The sequence below is a fragment of the Enterobacter sp. RHBSTW-01064 genome (assembly GCF_014103035.1).
In the GTDB taxonomy this organism is placed as follows: Bacteria; Pseudomonadota; Gammaproteobacteria; order Enterobacterales; family Enterobacteriaceae; genus Enterobacter; species Enterobacter mori.
This window is the reverse complement of record NZ_JABXOU010000001.1, coordinates 186,422-207,801: the sequence shown is the minus strand read 5'-3', so window position 1 is coordinate 207,801 and position 21,380 is coordinate 186,422. Positions and strand designations below refer to the sequence as shown.

Genomic DNA, 21,380 nt, shown 5'->3' with positions numbered 1-21,380 from the left:
TCCGGATGGAGGCTTTTGAATATCACTTATTCCTTCGCGATTGGGGTGGCAACGAGGTCTGGTTTTGTCTCACCCTGAATCGCCGCGATCCTGTTCTCCACCTCTTTCACCTGATCCTGGTTATGAAGCAGGGTATAGGTGAGATCGAACTGGGTACTTGCGCCAGGTTCCAGCTGCTTAACGCGTTTCTGCTCGCGTTCAATCGTGACCGGGTAGGCGTAGCTGGTACCGGGTTCAATACCCATGACATAGCCTTGCTTCAACGTGTCGGTATTCTTCCACAACGTCAGAACCGGCAACTGGCGAGTATCAAACTGAATTGATGCCCCTTTATCACCCGCTTTGTTGACCACCGCAGCCAGCGTCTGGCGATCTTTGTCAGCCAGCGGCGTGATATTAAAGACCATCTCATCAAACCCTTTTGTCGGACCGGCATAGGTTTGCCAGCCGTTCAGACCCGCTTTGGCGTAATCGTTAAATGGACTCACGCTGGCGGCCGGAGCCAGGAAGCGAGCGCCTTCTTCAAGGATCGGCGTGCCAAAGTTGCTGTGGTAGATGATTTGATAGTCGTGCGGGTAGTCAGCATGGTTGGTCAGAACATCATGCAGGCTGAACTGGTTGCTTCCAGGAACATAACGCAGTTCGGTCATCGTTTGCAGATCGGCTTTTTTGAAGGTGCTCTCTTTAATCAGACCGCGAATGCGGATTTCATGCGGTGCAGCATCAGCGACCTCGACTTCAACCTGAGATACCGGCGTATTCCCCGCCTTACCGTGCAGCGTGTAAATCTGTCCGTCCGCTGTTACCGGGTGGCCTGTCCACTCATAGCCGCAGCGAACCATCATTTCGTTGAAACCTTCCAGCCAGCCGAGTCCATTTCGACTTTCCAGATTGATAAATGCCGGGTTAACGACCTCTTTAACCGGAGAGTCCCAGCCCAGTTTTGACCCAAAACCCTCAACGCGCAGTAAATTCATACCACGCGTTGGACTCAACGTTATTGTCAGGCCATTTTTACTGCTAATAACAATGATTTTACTGCCTTCCTGCTTACCGCCGTGGAGAACTTTTTGTTCAATGCTGAAGTTTGGCCCTTTAGCGTTCAGCTCATCACTCGAAATTCGCCAGTTTCCTTTTTCTACACCGCTTTCAGCGCTTGTCAGCACCCATGTTTTTGCCGAGACATGACCCGAAATCAGTACTGCAACCACCGTCAACGCCAGTTTAATTTTCATATTTACCCCTTTTTGCTGAAACGATTATTTGAATACGTCAGCAAATCTAATGTTTAGAGGGGAGGGGAAATGTGATGCGGTTCACTGGTAAGGAAATAACGGTTTTTTAACCTGATAAATGAGAGTTGAATCTCCTGTTTGTTTGTCTACTAAGCAATGTTTACATGAAAAATGTGAAGTAAAAGCATTTATGCCTTAACGATTCAGCTTGTGGGGCAATAAAAAACCCCGCCGATGCGAGGTTTCAGGACAGTGCTAAGCTTTATAGAATGCTAAGCAATTATTATGCTTTCAGGGCGTCCAGCGCAGCGCTGTAATCCGGCTCGGTGGTGATTTCGTTGACCAGTTCGCTGAAAACAACGTTGTCGTTTTCGTCGATGACCAGAACCGCACGTGCCGCCAGGCCTTTCAGGGCACCTTCAGAAATGCCAACGCCGTATTTCTCCAGGAAATCAGGGCTGCGCAGGGTAGAAAGGGTGATGACGTTGCTCAGACCTTCAGCGCCGCAGAAGCGAGACTGGGCAAACGGCAGGTCAGCGGAAATGCACAGCACGACGGTGTTGTCCATTTCTGTTGCCAGTTGGTTGAATTTACGCACGGATGCGGCACAAACGCCGGTATCGATGCTTGGGAAAATGTTCAGGACTTTGCGCTTGCCAGCAAACTGGCTCAACGTGACGTCAGACAGATCTTTAGCCACCAGCGTAAAAGCCTGCGCCTTGTTACCCACCTGCGGAATGGCACCTGCAACAGAGACCGGGTTGCCCTGGAAATGAACGAGTTGTGACATAGATATCTTCCTGTTTACATATAGTTAACGTCGTGGCTAGTGTATGCCATCCGCGGATAACACGGCAAACCAATTTTTATGCCTTACCGGGCTACAAGGAGTCAGTGATGAGAAGCGTAAAGGTCTATGAAGAAGCCTGGCCATTGCATACCCCGTTTGTGATCTCCCGCGGCAGCCGCAGTGAAGCCTGCGTCGTGGTGGTCGAAATAGAGGAGGACGGCATTAAGGGGGTCGGTGAATGCACGCCTTATCCTCGCTACGGCGAGAGCCTTGCCTCGGTGATGGCCCAGATCATGACCCTGGTGCCCGATCTGCAAACGGGTCTTAGCCGCGAATCGTTGCAACAGCGACTGCCCGCCGGTGCAGCGCGCAACGCGATTGACTGCGCGCTGTGGAGCCTGGAGGCCGCGCAGCAGCAGACAACCTTGCCTTCACTCTTGGGGATTACGTTGCCGGGCGCGGTGGTGACCGCGCAGACGGTCGTTATCGGTGAGCCAGAACAGATGGCGGCCAGTGCAAAAGCGCTCTACGACTCCGGCGCGACGTTATTAAAGATTAAGCTCGACGATCGATTAATCAGTGAACGGATGGTTGCCATTCGTGCGGCAGTGCCGCAGGCAACGCTGATTGTGGATGCGAATGAATCCTGGCATAGCGAGGGACTGGCCGCACGCTGTCAGCTGCTGGCCGATCTTGACGTTGCCATGCTCGAACAGCCTTTACCGGCGCATGAGGATGCCGCCCTGGCGAATTTCATTCATCCACTTCCTGTCTGTGCAGATGAAAGTTGTCACACCCGCGACAGTCTGGACAGCCTTAAAGGCCGCTATGAGATGGTTAATATTAAGCTCGACAAAACGGGCGGGTTAACCGAAGCGCTTGCGCTGGCGAAAGCGGCGCAGGAGCAGGGATTTACCCTCATGCTGGGATGCATGCTCTGCACATCACGGGCGATTGGCGCTGCGCTACCGCTGGCAAATCAAGTGCGTTTTGCCGATCTCGATGGCCCGACATGGCTGGCGGTTGACGTCTCACCCGCGCTGAATTTTACCACGGGCGTGCTTCACCTCTGAGGTTCCCACCGCAGAAGCTCTGTCATCGCCTTGAGATACTTTTCGCTGGCTTCATCAGACGAGATGGGCGGGAATTCTGCGGTGATACAATGCAGTCCCAGGTCAGCGCACCAACTGCCGAACGAGCCTGGTGTTTCGTAACCCACGCTGGTCACAAGCGGAAGGGCAAATGCCTCAGCCAGCCACTGACCCAGCGCCGTATGGCGCGGATCTTCGATACAGGCCAGCGGATCGTGGAACGAGACAACCCAGGCCGGGTGGATCTTATGAATGAGCTGGCATAACGCCTGCGTCTCCGGCTCCGAGCCGGGGGTGTCTCCCGTCAGCAGGACCACATCGCGCTCTTCAGCGGAGCTGTTCCAGCGATACACCGTCTCACCGGCGCGCCAGTTTGCTGCCGGAAAATTGCGGTTTAAGTCAATCCCTCTCGCATTGGCACGCAACCCAAGCTGACAGCCATCCGGATTGACGGTCAAAATCACGTGATGACGCCGCAGTTCGGGAGTCAGCGTTCTCAGCGCGCACGACAGCGTGACAATGGATGAATTCTCATCGCCGTGCGTACCGGCAATGATCAGACCGCTGTTACGATCGGCCTCCGGGGCAGGAAACCAGATCAAAGATGCACCAAAAAAAGAACGGCCATATTGCTCAGCGCCAGGCGGAAAAGCACCACGTTGCGCTCTTGGTCGGGTGATTGTCATACGAAATCCTGATAAAAATGTCTCTACTGGCAGTGTTGTGCAAAACTTGCTGTTTATCAAATAGTTTCCGTGTTAGCGGAAAATTGCCAGATATCAACTTTCCGGATGAAGGTATTTGCTTTTCTCATTTGTGAAACAAATAATTACGCATCTGCTGGTTATCTGAATTCAATCAAGGGGATCTTATGAAGCATCCTGTTTCGCGTCTCTGTACTGCACTCTGGCTGTGCGGATTTTCTTCACTTTCGTACGCTGCTGATGTGCCGCAGGGCACTGTCCTGGCGCAAAAACAGGAACTGGTGAGACACATTAAAGACGAACCGGCTTCGCTCGATCCGGCTAAGGCCGTAGGTTTGCCTGAAATTCAGGTGATCCGTGACATTTATGAAGGTCTGGTGAATCAGAATGAAAAAGGGGAACTGACCCCCGGCGTGGCAACGCGCTGGCAGAGCAACGATAACCGCGTCTGGACCTTCACGCTGCGAGATAACGCCCGATGGTCTGACGGCACGCCCGTGACGGCGCAGGATTTTGTCTACAGCTGGCAGCGTCTGGTTGACCCAAAAACCACCTCACCGTTCGCGTGGTTTGCGGCGCTGGCGGGTATCAACAACGCGCAGGCGATTATTGATGGTAAAGCCGCGCCTGATACGCTTGGCGTTACGGCCGTCGATGCCAAAACGTTGCGCGTACAGCTGGATAAGCCGCTGCCCTGGTTCAGCAACCTGACGGCTAACTTTGCGTTTTATCCCGTTCAGAAAGCCAATGTTGAGAGTGGTAAAGAGTGGACGCGACCGGGCAGCCTTGTGGGGAACGGTGCGTATGTGCTGAAAGATCGTGTGGTCAACGAAAAGCTGGTGGTGGAGCCGAATGAACACTACTGGGATAACGCCAAAACGGTGCTGAAAAAAGTCACTTTTGTGCCCATTAATCAGGAGTCTTCAGCCACAAAACGTTATCTGGCGGGCGATATTGATATCACCGAGTCGTTCCCAAAAAATATGTATCAGAAGCTGCTGAAGGATATTCCGGGGCAGGTGTATACGCCGCCGCAGCTCGGCACCTATTACTATGCGTTCAACACGCAGAAAGGCCCAACGGCTGATGCCCGTGTGCGCCTGGCGCTGAGCATGACAATCGACAGGCGTATTATGGCGGAAAAAGTACTGGGTACAGGTGAAAAACCAGCCTGGCACTTCACTCCTGACGTCACGGCAGGTTTTACGCCGGAGACATCGCCTTTTGAGCAGATGTCGCAGCAGGAGTTAAACGCACAAGCAAGGACGCTGCTGCAGGCGGCAGGTTACGGTCCGCAGCGTCCGCTGAAGCTCACTCTGCTGTACAACACATCAGAAAACCACCAGAAAATTGCCATCGCCGTGGCATCAATGTGGAAGAAGAACCTGGGTGTGGATGTTAAATTGCAAAACCAGGAGTGGAAAACCTACATTGACAGCCGCAACACCGGTAATTTTGATGTGATCCGCGCGTCGTGGGTAGGGGATTACAACGAGCCGTCGACGTTCCTTTCGCTGCTGACCTCAACCCACAGCGGCAATATTTCCCGTTTCAAGGACCCGGCTTACGACAAGATTATCAACCAGGCGACGCTTGAAACCACCGAGAAAGCGCGTAACGAAGATTACAACATGGCGGAAAAAATCCTGACCGAGAAAGCCCCGATAGCCCCGATTTATCAGTATACCAATGGACGTTTGATCAAGCCGTGGGTGAAAGGTTATCCGATTAATAACCCCGAAGACGTAGCCTATAGCCGGACGATGTATATCGAAAAGCACTGATCAGTGCCTGTTAGCCTAAGGCTACTACCGCTAAACCTGAGCTGGCGCGTTTACAGCGCCAGTCTCTTTATTCGAACCTCTCCCGCCGCAACGACATCCGACGAATGGTACCCAGCAATTAAGCCTGGGGAATCTTATTATGTTGACAGTCGCGCCACAATTGGAATAAATCTTTCGTTGACTCTTACGATCTATTACTATCAGGTATCTGAGGTGCGATTACTATTTGGAAAAGTCTTCGTCTGAATAATATATTCATGGCACGAATGATAAACATATTTTCATTACATTCTCGGAATTATTTCTTGTCCAGCATTGGACTTTTTTATTGCTGGTTCTTTTAAGAAAATTATCGTGCTGTTATTTGCGGATTCAGAAATTTCTCAAGCGTGAGGGTATCTACTGCTGTATTCATTCATTGATTTGTATCAATAATTCGCGTGTTCTTTGGTATAAAAAAGGATGTTTTCATCGCTAGTGGGTTTTAATTCCATGCTTCCGTAAATAAACAATTAATGCCATGTATGGTTTTTGTTTTCATGGCGTCATGCGTTAATCGTTAATGGATGAAAATTCTTAATAAAAGTCTTATGTCAGATCTATGATCTGTTTGGTTGATCTCTAATGGTGTTTTGTTCTGCTATGGATTTGTAAAGAAACGTTGTTATTTTCAACAAACATTCCTTAAGGAAAGGGACCGCTATGGCCGATACGTTCCAGAACGAGGTGCCGAAGGCACGCATAAATTTAAAGTTGGCTCTGCACACAGGTGGCGCACAGAAGAAAGTCGAACTGCCGCTTAAACTCCTCACCGTCGGTGATTTCAGTAATGGCAAAGAAAGCCGTCCATTATCTGAAAGAGAAAAAATTAACGTCAATAAAAATAACTTTAATAGCGTACTTTCGGAATTTAACCCGGAAGTGAATCTTAGTGTGCAGAATACGCTGGCAGGGGATGGTTCGGAAGAGAACGTGAAGCTGAGTTTCTCCGATATTAAAGATTTCGAACCGGAACAGGTGGCCCGTCAGATCCCTCAACTCCGTGCCATGCTGGCGATGCGTAATTTATTACGCGATCTGAAATCTAATCTCCTTGATAACGCTACTTTCAGAAAAGAACTCGAGAAAATTCTTAAAGACCCGGCGCTGTCTCAGGAATTACGCGACGAAATGAGTGCACTGGCCCCGAAATAAGCGGCGTGCGTTATTTAATGGATTAACCGGGAATATGCTGATGTCTGTAAATTCTGAAACCGCCTCCGTACAGGGGCAGACCACCGTACTTGCAAAAGAGAGCGTTTACGCCTCCCTGTTTGAAAAAATCAATCTGACCCCAGCCTCAAGCCTGGGTGATATTAACGCGTTTCTGGATGATGCGGCGCTTTCTGACGCGCCAGCAGGCGAGCGCCTGACGGCGGCGATGCAGGTATTTATGGATTGCATCCGCAAGTCCGGTCAGCAGGTTGAGAAACTCGACAAAACGCTGATTGACCATCATATCGCGGAACTGGATTTCCAGATCAGTCGCCAGTTAGACGCAGTAATGCACCATCAAGAGTTCCAGAAGGTGGAATCGCTGTGGCGCGGTCTGAAGCAGCTGGTGGACAGCACTGACTACCGCCAGAACGTGAAGACTGAAATTCTGGACGTCTCGAAAGACGACCTGCGTCAGGACTTCGAAGACGCGCCGGAACTGATCCAGAGCGGACTCTACTGGCACACCTATACCGCCGAATATGACACCCCTGGCGGAGAGCCGATTGGCTCTGTGATCTCCTCCTATGAATTCGATGCCAGTCCGCAGGACGTGGCGCTGCTGCGCAACATCTCTAAAGTGTCTGCTGCTGCACACATGCCGTTTATCGGTGCCGTCGGCCCGAAATTCTTCCTGAAAGACTCCATGGAAGAAGTTGCAGCGATTAAAGATATCGGCAACTACTTCGATCGCGCTGAGTACATTAAGTGGAAATCCTTCCGTGACACCGACGACTCACGCTATATCGGCCTGGTGATGCCGCGCGTGTTAGGGCGTCTGCCATACGGTCCGGACACCGTGCCGGTGCGCAGCTTCAACTATGTTGAGCAGGTAAAAGGCCCTGATCACGAGAAGTATTTGTGGACCAGCGCGTCATTCTCCTTCGCCTCGAACATGGTGAAGAGCTTCATCAATAATGGCTGGTGCGTGCAGATCCGTGGCCCGCAGGCTGGTGGTGCGGTGAAAGATCTGCCGATCCACCTGTATGACCTTGGCACCGGTAACCAGGTGAAAATCCCATCTGAAGTGATGATCCCAGAAACCCGCGAGTTTGAATTCGCCAACCTGGGCTTTATCCCGCTGTCGTACTACAAAAACCGCGACTACGCCTGCTTCTTCTCGGCTAACTCTGCCCAGAAACCGGCGCTGTACGATACCGCAGATGCCACCGCCAACAGCCGTATCAACGCGCGTCTGCCGTACATCTTCCTGCTGTCGCGCATTGCGCATTACCTGAAGCTGATTCAGCGCGAAAACATCGGTACCACCAAGGATCGCCGTCTGCTGGAGCTGGAACTCAACACTTGGGTGCGTGGTCTGGTGACTGAAATGACCGATCCGAGCGACGAGTTGCAGGCCTCACACCCGCTGCGCGACGCGAAAGTGGTGGTGGAAGACATCGAAGACAACCCGGGCTTCTTCCGCGTGAAGCTGTTTGCGGTGCCGCACTTCCAGGTGGAAGGCATGGACGTGAACCTGTCGCTGGTGAGCCAGATGCCGAAAGCGAAAGCGTAAGCTAAGGCAGGAAGCCAATGAAAACGGAACAACCGTTATGGGGCAGGGGCCAGATGGTCTCTCCCCAGCACTTCCAGCAACAGGCCGCGTATGCGGCCTGGACTGCGGAATGCATTGCCCGGCTGGGCCTCTCTCATCCCTGGGGAGTGATTGATGCCACTTTCGAACCGGATGCATTGAAGCTGGGCCGCCTGCAGGCCCGTCATCTGCACGTCCGTTTCCCGGACGGGACGCTTATCGACACGGATAATGCAGACTCACTGCCGCCGGTTCTGTCCCTTGAGAGCGGATCACAGGAGGCGGTGGTGGTTCTGGCGCTTCCGCTGCTGCGGGCGAACGGCGGCAACTGCCTGAAACCCGATGAGATGGCCGCGCGCCCTGTCCGCTATCGCCAGAGCTGGCAGGACGTCCGCAATACCTTCGGGGACGACACCCGCCAGATAGCGGTGATGCGCCCTGAGCTGACGCTGCGTTTCGCCCATCAGAACAACAGCGATTACCTGACCTGTCCGGTAGCCCGTCTGCAGCAGGATCTGCAGGGGGTGTGGCAGCCTGATGAGACGTTTCTTCCCCCGCTTCTGGCCATCCAGGGGAGCCGCTGGCTGGTAACCCAGCTCGAACAGCTGATGAGCCAGCTACGTGTACGCCTGGGCCGTCTGATGTCCATGCGTCGTGAAAGTAACGAGCGCATGGCCGATTTTGCCGTGGCCGATGTGTCTCTGTTCTGGCTGCTCAATGCTCTGAACAGTGCTGAACCCGTGCTGGGGCAGTTTCAGCGCCATCTGCAGAGTCCGCCTGAGCGCTTGTATCCGGAGCTGGCCCGCCTGGCGGGCAGCCTGCTGACCTTCTCGCTGGAGCACCAGGTGAGTGCGATCCCGGTCTGGCAGCACGAGCAGCTGAATAACGTCTTCCCGCCGCTGTTTGATTTACTGGGCGACCTGCTGGAAGCCAGCCTGCCGTCGCGGGTGGTGGCGATTAAGCTTGAGCACGATGCCCGGCTGCACTTCTGGCAGGCCCGTCTGCATGACCCGCGTCTGCGTGAAGGGGCGGATTACTACCTCTCCGTGCGTTCACCGGTGCCGGTGGCACAGCTGCAGGAGCAGTTCCCGCGCCAGTGCAAGGTCGGCAGCCCCGATCATGTCAGAAGTATCGTCAATTCATCGCGGGTGGGCGTGCCGCTGACCCCGCTGCGCCATGTACCGGCAGCCATTCCGTTACGTCTGGAAAATCAGTATTTCAGTCTTGATGTCTCTCATCCCCAGGCCACTGAAATGCTCCAGGGCGGCACTTGCATGTTTTACGTTCCGGGCATGCTCGGCGAGCCTGAACTGGAACTCTTTGCGGTGCTGAGAACATGAGTGAGCGTAAACGCGGCGCTGTCGCGTCCATTGATATTGATGCCCTGCTGCAGGACACCTGGCTGCAGGTGATCAGCCTGCGTCACGGCCCAACATTCCAGAATGGAGAAGGGCGTACGCTTTGGGAGCGCTGCATTGCTGATGTGGAACGCGTGCAGCGTGAGCTGAAAGCGGGCGAACTCGATGAAGCCAGCTGCCGACATATTCTCACCGCACAGTGTGCGCTGCTGGATGAGGCGGTCAAAGGTCGCGGTGTGGAGGATGATGCCTGCGTGCAGTGGTATGACATTCCCCTGCAGGGGCACTTCCTCGGCACCATGGACGCCGGTGACACGCTGTGCGATCGGATGCGCGATGTGCTGCGTGAACCGGCTCCGGATCCTGCAGTCGTGACCTGTTTCCAGCGGGTCATGCTGCTGGGGTTCCTCGGCGGTTTCCGCTCCCTGAGCGACCCGGAACGCCAGAAACTCGTCAGTGCACTCAGTGAACATGTCACGCCGTTCAGCTATCCACAGACCCACCCCGTACTGGCGGAAAGCCGTGCCGGAAGGAAAATGGGCTGTCTGTCGTCGTGGCCCGTGCGTATCGGCCTGAGTGTGGTGGTGGTCGCTGCACTCTGGTGGGGGTTGGATCGCTGGCTGGATCAGACGCTGCAGACCCTGTTGCCGGGAGTCGTGAAATGAGTCCTTTACAACAGCGCGGGCTTGCGCTGTGGGCCGCCCTGCTGAGTACCGTGGTCTGCCTGGGTTTTCTGCCGGTATCCAGGTGGGTTTCGTTACTCGTTCTGTTTACCGTTCTGGGGCTTATCCTGGCGTTCCGGACTGTCGCCAGTCGCCGTGAACAGCATGATGTCACCCTGCGTCTGGAGGACCTGCCTGACGCCACTTACCGTCAGCCCGTGGTGCTGGTTTGTGGCGATCTGCCGCTGGCCTGGCCGCAGCAGTCACCGGTACTCACAGTCACGCAGGGATGCTGGATCCGCGTGGAGGATCATCAGGATCTGGCGCAGGCTGCCCGTCAGATACTGTGGTTACGTCCTGACTGGGGACGTCAGCTGTCGGTGATGGTCAGTGTCTGTCCGCAGCAGCACCCTGACAGCGAAGCCCTGACCAGTCGCCTGCTGACCCTGCGCTGGCACATCAGCCAGCTGCGTAAAGCAACCGGTCATTCTATGCCGCTGGTGCTGAATGGCCAGGTCGGCAGCGCGATGACGAATGACGTGTTCTGGCAGGCGGTTTTCCCGGATGAAGGCGTGAGGGTCTGGCGTGAATCTTCAGCCCCGGGTTCTGTTGCTGAATGGGTTACCACCGGCGGAACGCCTGCGGTGCAGCAGCAGGTGCTGATGAACAGTCTGATGAACTGGTTCCGTCAGCATGTCCAGGCCGTCTTTATGGATGAGAACCCCGATGTGCCGGTCATTGCACCTGTTGCGGTGCTGTGGGGAATGGGGCCGATCCTGGCCGGAAGCCTGGCCACATCGGCCTGGACGACATGGCTTTCCCGCCACACCGCGATGCAGCAGGTGTCTGGCTGGCAGCCGGTGGGAACGGACAGTACGGTGATTTCCCTGTTCCCGGATTTTATTCTGCCATTACTGCCGGAAGGGCGGGGTCTGACGCCGCGTGAGCGAACCTGGCGCTGTGCGCTTGGGATCTTCACGCTGGCGGCCATTGCTGCACTGCTCAGTAGTGGCTGGAACAATCGCCAGCTGCTGCAACGCGTGAGCTTCGATATTGTCCGTTACAACAGCATCGCCATGGATGATTACGGTCCGAAAGCCAGCGCCGTACAGGTGCTGCGCGAGGATGCGGCGCTGCTGGATGAGCAGGCGCGCAATGGTGTACCGGCCCGGCTGGGCCTGGGGCTTTATCGGGGGGAACGTCTGCGCATACCGGTGCTGGAAGCGATACGCTCGTATGTGCCGCCGCCTCCGCCACCGAAGCCTGTGGAAAAGGTCGCGCCGAAAATCATCCGCCTCGACAGCATGTCGCTGTTCGATACCGGCAAATGGGCCCTGAGACCCGGCTCGGTGAAACTGCTGGTGAACTCGCTGGTAGGGATTAAGGCAAAGCCCGGATGGCTGATTGTGGTGGCTGGCCATACCGACAGCACGGGCGATGACCAGTCCAACCAGGTGCTGTCGCTTAAGCGTGCGGAGTCCGTGCGCGACTGGATGCGCGATACCGGCGACGTGCCGGAGAGCTGTTTTGCGGTGCAGGGCTACGGCGAAAGCCGTCCTGTCGCCACTAACGACACCTCGGAGGGCCGTGCGCTCAACCGCCGTGTCGAAATCAGCCTGGTGCCGCAGGCAAATGCCTGCCGGCTGCCGGGCAACACACCCGCGTCATCGGATGATGGCGCGTCAAAAAATGAAATGGAGTAATTAACATGGCAATTCCTGTTTATCTGTGGCTGAAGGACGACGGCGGCGCGGACATTAAAGGTTCCGTGGACGTGAAGGATCGTGAAGGCAGCATCGAGGTGGTGGCGCAGGAGCATAACCTGTACATCCCGACCGACAACAACACCGGCAAACTGACCGGTACGCGTATCCACACGCCGTTCCTGTTCACCAAGGAAATCGACTCCTCCAGCCCGTACCTGTACAAGGCGGTGACCACCGGCCAGACCCTGAAGTCTGCGGAGTTCAAGTGGTACAAAATCAACGACGCGGGCCAGGAAGTGGAGTACTTCAACACCAAACTGGAAAACGTGAAGCTGGTGAAAGTGAATCCGAAGATGCACGACATCAAGGATCCGGCGTTCGAGAAGCACAACCACCTCGAGCAGATTGAGCTGCGCTACGAAAAAATCACCTGGACCTATAAGGACGGCAACATCATCCATTCCGACAGCTGGAACGAACGCGCCACTGCGTAAGTCGCAAGCGGGCAGAGCTTCTCTGTCCGCTTTTTTCTTTGCTGAGCGCCTGAGAAACAGGTGTTGAGCAAAGAAAAACACAATCTGCCTGCCTGACCTGATGCGCTTTGGTGAACAGCGAGGGGCGGTAGCGTGCCCGGAACTGATAAAGAGAGAGTCTCATGGAAAATCCCGCCGTCCTGTTACGTCGTTTGAACCCTTACTGCGCCCGTGCGATGGAGGGCGCGGCTTCCCTGTGCCAGACCCGCGCCCACGCCGAAATCCTGCCCGAGCACTGGCTGCTGAAGCTGCTGGAGCAGGGCGAGGGCGACCTGACGGTGCTGGCACGGCGCTACGAATGGGATATGGACGCCATCTGGCAGGATTTGCTGGCATTTCTCGACACGCTGCCCCGATCAGTGCGCAGCCGTCCACAGCTCTCCGACAGTATTCAGAGCCTGATGCAGGACGCCTGGCTGCGGGCGTCGCTGGCGGGCGAAGAGCAGATACGCAGCATTCACCTGCTGATGGCCCTGACGGAGAAACCATCGCGGGCGTGCTGTGATGGTCTCTGGCCGCTGCTGACACTGGGGCAGAGCCAGTTGGAGCGTCTGCGCGGGCTTCTGGATGCGCAGTCTGACGAGCGTCCGGAAGTACAGCAGGAGGCGGAACGGGCACAGGGCGGGGAAGTGGCGTTTGTCGGCCGGCCGGTCGATGCCGGAGTGAAAGAGGGTGAACTGAATCCGGCCCTGCAGAACGCCCTGGACAAGTTCACCCTCGACGTCACTGCCCGCGCCCGCGAGGGTAAAATCGACCCGGTGTTTGGTCGTGATAATGAAATCCGCCAGATGGTGGATATTCTCTCGCGGCGCCGCAAGAACAACCCGATTCTGGTGGGGGAGCCGGGCGTGGGTAAAACCGCCCTGGTGGAAGGTCTGGCGCTGCGCATTGCGGAGGGCAACGTCCCGGATGCGCTGAAGCCGGTCTCGGTACGCACTCTTGACCTTGGCCTGCTGCAGGCGGGCGCGGGCGTGAAGGGCGAATTTGAACAGCGCCTGAAAAACATCATTGAGGCAGTGCAGCAGTCGCCGCTACCGGTGCTGCTGTTTATTGACGAAGCACACACCATTATCGGCGCAGGCAACCAGGCGGGCGGCGCCGATGCGGCCAACCTGCTGAAACCCGCGCTCGCGCGTGGCGAACTCAGAACCATCGCCGCGACGACCTGGAGCGAATACAAGCAGTACTTCGAGCGTGACGCCGCGCTGGAGCGGCGCTTCCAGATGGTGAAGGTGGATGAGCCGGACGACGACACCGCCTGCCTGATGCTGCGGGGTCTGAAATCGCGATACGCGCAGCACCATGGAGTGCACATTACCGATGAGGCGGTCAGGGCGGCGGTCACCCTGTCCAGACGTTACCTGACAGGCCGCCAGTTGCCGGACAAGGCGGTGGACCTGCTGGACACAGCTTCCGCCCGCGTGCGCATGAGCCTTGACACCGTGCCGGAGCCGCTGACCCGGATGAAGGCGCAGCTCACGGCACTGGCGATGGAAAAGCAGGCGCTGATGGAGGATATCGCGGTGGGCAACACCGCTCCCGGTGAACGTCTGGCGGCCATTGAGCAGGACGAAGTCCGCATCATCGTGGAACTCGACGCACTGGAAACGCAGTACGGCCAGGAGCTGAAACTCACGGAAGCACTGCTCGCCTGCCGCGCAGACATCTCCCGTCAGGCGGAGATTGCCGGCCTGCAGACAGAGCTTACCGCCGTGCAGCAGAATAACCCGCTGCTTGGGCTGGACGTGGACGTGCGCACCGTCGCCACGGTGATTGCCGACTGGACCGGTGTGCCGCTCTCTTCATTAATGAAGGACGAGCAGACGGAGCTGCTGAGCCTGGAAACCAGTCTCGGTAAACGCGTGGTGGGCCAGGATGCGGCGCTGAATGCCATCGCGCAGCGCCTGCGCGCCAGTAAAACCGGGCTTGCGCCGGAGAACGGTCCGCAGGGCGTGTTCCTGCTGACCGGCCCGAGCGGCACCGGCAAGACCGAAACCGCGCTGGCGCTGGCTGATGAACTGTTCGGCGGCGAGAAGTCGCTGATTACCATCAACCTCTCCGAATACCAGGAGCCACACACGGTTTCCCAGCTGAAAGGTTCTCCGCCGGGCTACGTCGGCTACGGACAGGGCGGTATTCTGACTGAGGCCGTGCGCAAGCGTCCGTACAGCGTGGTGCTGCTGGATGAAGTGGAGAAGGCGCACCGCGACGTGATGAACCTGTTCTACCAGGTCTTTGACCGCGGCTTTATGCGCGACGGCGAGGGGCGGGAAATTGACTTCCGCAACACGGTGATTCTGATGACCTCGAACCTCGGCAGTGACCACATCATGCAGATGCTGGATGAACAGCCGGAGGCCACCGAACCGGCACTGCACGAATTACTGCGCCCGGTGTTGCGTGACCACTTCCAGCCAGCCTTACTCGCCCGCTTCCAGACTGTGATTTACCGTCCGCTGGCGGAAGCGGCCATGCGCACCATCGTGGAGATGAAGCTGTCACAGGTCAGCCAGCGTCTGCACCGTCACTACGGCCTGACCACGCATATTGAAGAAAGCCTGTATGACGCGCTGACGGCCGCCTGCCTGCTGCCGGATACCGGCGCGCGCAACGTTGACAGCCTGCTCAATCAACAAATTCTGCCGGTGCTGAGTCAGCAGCTGCTGACCCACATGCCCGCGAAACAGAAACCTGCTTCCCTGACTCTGGGATGGTGCGAGGAAGAGGGTATCGGGCTGGAGTTTGACCGGACACAAGGAGTGCCCGCATGAGCAGTAATCCCCCGCTAAGATTCAGCCACAGCCACCACCTGCTTTCGGTGAAAGGCTGTGAATCAGGGCTTGATGTACTCGCGTTTGAGGGCGATGAAGCCCTGAGCAAACCCTTCAGCTACCGTATTGAGTTCACCAGCGGTAACCACGCCATCAGCAAAGAGATGATGCTGATGAAGCCTGGTTCGCTGACGCTGCAGGCCCCGGTTGACCAGGGATACGGTATCAAAATACAGCAACCAGTGCGGGTGATTCAGGGAGTGGTGACCGGCCTTGAGCGCCTGGGCACCTCAAAAGATGAAACCCGTTATGCGGTGACGCTTGTGCCGCGCCTGGCGCTGCTCGATCGCTCGCACCAGAACGCCATTTATCAGGACATGTCGGTCCCGCAGATTGTGGAAAAAATTCTGCGCGAGCGTCACGGCATGCGCGGCCAGGATTTCCTGTTCTCGCTAACCAGAGAGTATCCACGCCGTGAGCAGGTGATGCAGTACGGCGAGAACGACCTGCGCTTTATCACCCGCCTGCTGGGCGAGGTCGGTATCTGGTTCCGCTTCACCACCGACACGCGACTGAACATCGACGTGGTGGAGTTTTACGACAGCCAGCAGGGGTATGAGAAAGGCCTGACGCTGCCGTCGGTGCCGCCGTCGGGGCAGCACTCGAAGGGTGTGGACTCGGTGTGGAAAATGGAGAGCCATCATAGCGTGGTGCAGAAGCAGGTCAGCACCCGTGATTACAACTACCGGCAGGCCACGGAGGACATGAACACCCTCGTTGACGCGACCGGCGGGGATGCCACCACGTACGGAGATGCCTATCACTGGGCGGATAACTACCTGACGGCGGGAACGTCCCATGACCGCAATCCGGCCCCGGAGTCCGGGGCGTTCTATGCCCGCATCCGGCACGAACGTTATCTGAATAGCCAGACGCAGACCCGTGCTGTCACCAGCTGTCCGACCCTCTCTCCGGGGCAGGTGCTGAAAGTCACTGGCGGATACGAAGTGGCAGACGTGTTTGCGCAGGGCGTGGTCATCACGGCGATGCACAGCCATGCGCGGCGTGATGCGGACTTTGGCGTCAGGTTTGACGGTATCCCGGACAGCACGGACTTTTGCTTCCGCCCGGCGCCTGGCTCACGTCCGGTGATGGCCGGCACCTTACCGGCCCGCGTCACCAGTACCACTGAAAATGACACCTACGGCCACATCGATAAAGACGGTCGCTACCGCGTCAGCATGCTGTTTGACAGGGACTGCTGGGAGACAGGGTTCGAGAGCCTGTGGGTGCGGCAGTCCCGGCCGTACGCGGGGGATACCTACGGCCTTCACCTGCCGCTGCTGGCAGGCACCGAGGTGGCGATTGGCTTTGAAGACGGCAACCCGGACAGACCGTATATCTCCGGCGTGCTGCACGACTCGGCGCACGGCGACCACGTCACCATCCGCAACTACAAACGTAACGTGCTGCGCACCCCGGCGAACAATAAAATCCGCCTCGACGACGAGCGCGGGAAAGAGCATATCAAGGTCAGCACGGAGTACGGCGGCAAGAGTCAGCTGAATCTCGGCCATCTCGTCGACAGCGAAAAGCAACAGCGTGGCGAGGGGTTTGAGCTCAGAACAGACAGTTGGGGTGCCATCCGGGCACTGAAAGGGATTTTTATCAGTGCTGACGGCCAGGCGAAGGCGCAGGGCCAGGTGCTGGAGATGCAGCCGGCGGTCAGTAACCTGAGTGATGCCCGGGAGCAGATGACATCCATTTCGGATGACGCGCAGAAGGCGACCGCGAACCCGGCAGACCTTCAGGCGCAAATCGCCCTGCTGGAGCAGCATCTGACGGACCTTAAAAAATCGGTGCTGCTGATGAGCGCACCGGACGGTGTGGCGCTGACCAGCGGACAACACCTGCAGGTGTCTGCCGGGCAGAACCTGATTGCCACGGCGGGTAAAAATGCGGACGTCAGCGTGGTGAAAAACCTGTTTATCGGGGTGGGCAGTGCCCTGAGCGTGTTTGTGCGCAAGCTGGGAATAAAGCTCATCGCGAACCAGGGGCCGGTGCAGGTACAGGCGCAGAACGACCTGATGGAATTACTGGCCCGCAAGGAAATCAGCATAGTCAGCACGGAAGATGAAATCAGGATCCTTGCGAAGAAGAAGATCACGCTGAACGGTGGCGGGAGCTATATCACACTGGACGCGAATGCGATTGAGGCGGCGACGCTCGGGGATTACCGGACACGGGCGGGATTTTATGACCGGCAGCAGAAGGCAAATAAACCAGAAGATTTCCCGAGTATTGCCCAGATAGCAGCAGAGCCTGCCAGCTCCGGTAACAACCAGCAAGAAAAATCAGACAAAGCTGAAGATGCCCCGGGTGCTGGTCCTGCTGGTCCGGAAGCAACAGAGCCAGCCAGTTATTTCCTTTTTTCCTGACACGGAGTCATAACATGATTATCAGCCCACCGTTTCTGAGAAACAGAACTGCATCCCAGTCTGATGCCGACTGGACTGGCGCAATGATGCCGGTAAATCCAGACCAGGGATTCCCGTTAAACGGAGCAGAATCCTGGCATGGAGGTATTCACATTACACATACAGACGAAGGAAATCCTAATGAAAAAATACGGGCAATTGCTGATGGCGTGGTGTTTTCGTTCCGCCAGCCATCGTCGTCTAAAGATGCAGAACCACTCAATTATCTCGGACCGACAGATGACGGCTATGTGTTGCTGAAGCATGAAACGGAGATAGGAAGCGGAGATGACGGGAAGGTTGTATTCTATTCACTGTGCATGCATATGAAATTTCTGGAGGCAGAAATAAAGCAGGATGCAAAAATATACCGTAAAGCCCCCCTGGGCTCTTCAGGCACGTGCAGTGCACGGAATGAATTCCATTTCCAGATTTTCTGTGATGACGACAATATCAGCAAGCTGACGGGCAGAACGGCCCGTGAACTGGACGTGTCAAATGATGGCCGAACCGATGCAGTTTACGGCGATATTCACTTTTATCTTCCGGCCGGAACGAAGTTTTATGATATGGCCCCCGCAAATAACAGTACTTCCATAACCGGGCTTTCTGAGCTGCATACCAGCAGTGCGCCTCTGTATGCCAGTATGACGCTGGCACAAGGCAACTGCACAATGGTGACCCGCCAGAAAAATGCGCAGACTGACGGGAAGTATGACCTGCTGGGCGACCCCCTGGTGAATGCAGACGGTGAAGACTACGAATATAATCTCTATAAAACCGCGATGCGGAATTATGAGGAAAGTCCCAGCGCCGGGTTTGAACTGCTTCGTTTTGGCCGGGTGATCAATACGGAGCATGAAACGCTGGTCCCGGCAGATGCGCCATTATGGATGACGGTCAGTTACCCGGGTGGCAAAGGGGTGGTCAATCTCGCTGATCCGAATATTAAAAAGTTCAGTGACGCTGATTTTCCTCACTGGACGGGCTGGCAGCTGGTTGATGACGATAGTGACAGTAATAGTCAGTGTAGCTCAGCCATAATCAGTAAGCTGCAGGAGGACGGTGAGTACAATAATCAGTGTGGAAAGTTAATCTGTCATTTCCCGTTCGAATGGGAAAAAAGTACGTTCGATGCCCGTTTTTCATGGCTGAAAACGGGGAATGATAAGCGTGCTCCGATGACGGAAGCAAATTATGCAAAATTTAAAGCTCATGCAGAAGCGTTGTGCTTTGATCCCGGAGCATTGAGTAGTGGAAGACTGTGGCATTTTGAGCCAAAAACATTCATTAAACATTTTAGAAACTGTGGATGGTTAAGTTTCTATGAAATGAAACAAATAGTACCTAGCCATGCACTGCGGCAATCTGGCAGAGATCGGTTTGCTTGGGAGGCAATTAATACGAATTTAAGAACGCCGGGCTCAATTTTAAGCAACCAGATTTCAAATTTAAATTCCTCGATGAGAAAGTATTGTATTAATACTCCCTTTAGGATTTCTTGCTTTTTAGGTAATGCAATACAAGAAACAGGCTGGTTAAGTACCCTTCATGAAGGAAATGGCAGTAACCTCTGGTACGCCCCGTGGTACGGACGCGGTTTTTTGCAATTAACTAATCCAGAAAACTATCTAAATTATTTTAAATATATTGGCAAGGTGGTTCAGGATCAATTAAAACGAAGTTTGGTTGACGCATATGCATTAATTGCAGCACAACCACCTGCGAATAGATCTAATGCGACATTGCAAGATCGCCACTTCCCTACGCTTCCAACAGAGTTTATAGAACTAAGGAGCGAGGTTAGTGATTCACAAGGTACATTAGCTGCAGATAGCGCTGGGTTTTATTGGGTAAAAAATAAGATGGCTAAATATGCCGATGAGGAGCATGTTTTAGAGAGGGTTTCTGTTAATTCAAATCTAGGAAGTAAGTATTACTACCGAAGTCCTAGTTTTTGGAAAGCAAGTGCCGCAGTTAATTTACCTGGAAGGATCGGTTCACTTTACCATCGCTCACTAAATGGATTCGATTCAAGATGCTGTGCCTACGGAGTTGCCATTGCTATTTTAACTGAAAATAAATTCCCGAATGCTTCTGGAAGTTTTGTTTTGGACTTTCCAGAAGGATATAATCATAGGACGTAAATTATATGAAATTGTTATATATAGTGGTTTTTCTCAGTATTAGTTCCTTCGCTATGGCCTCTGCTCCTGAAGCTAAAATTGGAAATACTTCAGTAGCCAGAGCATTGACTTCAGATTCTAACGCAGATATCTCTTCGTCATCCAGTTTTGATGCATGTAATGTGCATTTCAGTGATTACAAATTCCCAACATTGTCAGAGGATGAGTACTTTAAAAGAAAATCGCCAATATCAGAGTGGAGTTGTTTATATTCTGGTGAGGCATTTGAAGCGGGATATGATACACGGCAAGTAAACACTAAAGGAATTAGCGTTAGTAGCACTGATAATAAAATTGTTTATGATTATAAGAATAAGATATGGAAACTAATACCAGATACAGCTTATGTAAAAAATGGAAAGATAAATCATCTATCCCTAGTGCAGGTAAAAAGTAAAAATGCATCTGGTTTTATGACTGTTAATAGTATGGCGAAACTCATAGATGGAACTCTAGGTGAGAGCATTTATTTCTGTTTGATACATAAAAATAATGCTCTATGTGGCTCTGGCATTAATTCCCCTGATGATAAAAATGAAGAGCTCTCTAAAGATGCGTTGAAACTGCTTGAGAGTATTTCATTTGATGATAACTAACCTTAGTTAATATTTATAAATTATGAAGTATGAAGTATGAATGTCGTACTCACTGAAACATCCTCCTGAATGTTATCCACGACCAGTTTCACCAAAAACATCCCGCTGGTTTGTCGTTCTGGCGGCAATGTTGGTTATTAGCGTGACCCTTATGCGTATATTCTGACACTACATCGATATCAGACACTTCTGGTTGCTTGCTATTGGCACACCTGTTGTTGTGTGGATTGTAAGTTTCGGTTTTCGCATATGGCTCTGGTCATTACAGGACAGTAAAGCGAATAGTTTTGACCGGCGTCGGGAACACTGGATCTTAAGTGAGACCCGTAAAGCACTCCGCGCGCTTCAGATACTGAATGCAACTGTTACTGTAAGCCCTACTGGAAAATCTCGCATTGTTGTGGACTTAACAAAATCCTAAGGTGTTATAATGAGATATATTATTTTTCTTTTTTACACTTTTACAAATATTGCATTAGGTTGTGATAATACACTTTTAGATGTTAACTTTGCAGAAGGTATTCCTGCGAACATTTTGCTGAAAAATAATGATTTATTGTTAATGTCGATTTTAAATCATGGTAAGATTATTAGCACAGAAGAAATAGATGTTTTATCTGAGAAAAAAATCATGTTACGCTCGAAGATTATAATCGTGATGGTTATAAGGACTTCAGTGTATGGTATTTAGATGAAGGG

The 21,380-nt window shown here is 54.1% G+C and carries 16 protein-coding genes; 13 read left to right on the top strand and 3 right to left on the bottom strand.

The window, feature by feature from the left end:
* Positions 1-26 precede the first annotated feature (26 nt).
* Together HV355_RS00915 and tpx are read right to left on the bottom strand one after the other, a co-directional pair.
* Positions 27-1,235, bottom strand: coding sequence for an aldose 1-epimerase family protein (locus HV355_RS00915; RefSeq protein ID WP_182400700.1), 1,209 nt, complete (start codon positions 1,233-1,235; stop codon positions 27-29).
* A gap of 283 nt (positions 1,236-1,518) precedes the next feature.
* Positions 1,519-2,025: a thiol peroxidase gene (gene tpx, locus HV355_RS00910; RefSeq protein WP_108417762.1), complete on the bottom strand. Its 507-nt coding sequence runs from the start codon at positions 2,023-2,025 to the stop codon at positions 1,519-1,521.
* Between the two features lie 107 nt (positions 2,026-2,132).
* Between tpx and ycjG the strand changes: the two genes are divergently transcribed.
* Entirely contained in the window at positions 2,133-3,098 is a 966-nt protein-coding gene (ycjG, locus tag HV355_RS00905) for an L-Ala-D/L-Glu epimerase (RefSeq protein ID WP_182400699.1), read from the top strand.
* On the opposite strand, the gene mpaA is transcribed toward ycjG, so the two are convergent.
* The gene (gene mpaA, locus HV355_RS00900; protein ID WP_100166174.1) at positions 3,089-3,802 is read right to left on the bottom strand and encodes a murein tripeptide amidase MpaA; all 714 of its coding nucleotides are present in this window, start codon (positions 3,800-3,802) and stop codon (positions 3,089-3,091) included. The two genes, ycjG and mpaA, sit on opposite strands and share 10 nt — an antisense overlap.
* 185 nt (positions 3,803-3,987) lie before the next feature.
* Between mpaA and HV355_RS00895 the strand changes: the two genes are divergently transcribed.
* The 12 genes from HV355_RS00895 (at position 3,988) to HV355_RS00840 (ending at position 21,372) form a co-directional block, all read left to right on the top strand.
* The gene (locus HV355_RS00895) at positions 3,988-5,604 is read left to right on the top strand and encodes a peptide ABC transporter substrate-binding protein (protein WP_148401221.1); all 1,617 of its coding nucleotides are present in this window, start codon (positions 3,988-3,990) and stop codon (positions 5,602-5,604) included.
* A 702-nt stretch (positions 5,605-6,306) separates the two neighbouring features.
* Positions 6,307-6,798, top strand: a complete 492-nt coding sequence (gene tssB, locus HV355_RS00890) for a type VI secretion system contractile sheath small subunit (RefSeq protein ID WP_010431643.1) — start codon at positions 6,307-6,309, stop codon at positions 6,796-6,798.
* 40 nt (positions 6,799-6,838) lie between these two features.
* Positions 6,839-8,374, top strand: coding sequence for a type VI secretion system contractile sheath large subunit (gene tssC, locus HV355_RS00885; protein ID WP_182400698.1), 1,536 nt, complete (start codon positions 6,839-6,841; stop codon positions 8,372-8,374).
* A gap of 17 nt (positions 8,375-8,391) precedes the next feature.
* Positions 8,392-9,732 (top strand): type VI secretion system baseplate subunit TssK, encoded by a 1,341-nt coding sequence (tssK, locus tag HV355_RS00880; protein WP_126816228.1) that lies wholly within the window; start codon positions 8,392-8,394, stop codon positions 9,730-9,732.
* On the top strand, positions 9,729-10,415 hold the full coding sequence (tssL, locus tag HV355_RS00875; protein WP_182400697.1) for a type VI secretion system protein TssL, short form: 687 nt from the start codon (positions 9,729-9,731) through the stop codon (positions 10,413-10,415). Before tssK ends, tssL begins: the two co-directional genes overlap by 4 nt.
* Entirely contained in the window at positions 10,412-12,115 is a 1,704-nt protein-coding gene (locus HV355_RS00870; protein WP_182400696.1) for an OmpA family protein, read from the top strand. Before tssL ends, HV355_RS00870 begins: the two co-directional genes overlap by 4 nt.
* Before the next feature lie 5 nt (positions 12,116-12,120).
* Positions 12,121-12,612: a type VI secretion system effector Hcp gene (hcp, locus tag HV355_RS00865; protein WP_042716788.1), complete on the top strand. Its 492-nt coding sequence runs from the start codon at positions 12,121-12,123 to the stop codon at positions 12,610-12,612.
* 161 nt (positions 12,613-12,773) lie between these two features.
* Positions 12,774-15,422: a type VI secretion system ATPase TssH gene (gene tssH / locus HV355_RS00860; protein ID WP_182400695.1), complete on the top strand. Its 2,649-nt coding sequence runs from the start codon at positions 12,774-12,776 to the stop codon at positions 15,420-15,422.
* Positions 15,419-17,860: a type VI secretion system tip protein VgrG gene (gene vgrG, locus HV355_RS00855; protein ID WP_182400694.1), complete on the top strand. Its 2,442-nt coding sequence runs from the start codon at positions 15,419-15,421 to the stop codon at positions 17,858-17,860. The genes tssH and vgrG overlap by 4 nt, the downstream gene beginning before the upstream one ends.
* A 14-nt stretch (positions 17,861-17,874) precedes the next feature.
* A complete protein-coding gene (locus HV355_RS00850; protein WP_182400693.1) occupies positions 17,875-20,046 on the top strand; it encodes a M23 family peptidase in 2,172 nt (723 codons plus the stop codon).
* A 5-nt stretch (positions 20,047-20,051) separates the two neighbouring features.
* The gene (locus tag HV355_RS00845; protein ID WP_249420810.1) at positions 20,052-20,681 is read left to right on the top strand and encodes a hypothetical protein; all 630 of its coding nucleotides are present in this window, start codon (positions 20,052-20,054) and stop codon (positions 20,679-20,681) included.
* 430 nt (positions 20,682-21,111) lie between these two features.
* Positions 21,112-21,372 (top strand): hypothetical protein, encoded by a 261-nt coding sequence (locus HV355_RS00840; RefSeq protein ID WP_182400692.1) that lies wholly within the window; start codon positions 21,112-21,114, stop codon positions 21,370-21,372.
* The last annotated feature ends 8 nt before the right edge of the window (positions 21,373-21,380 follow it).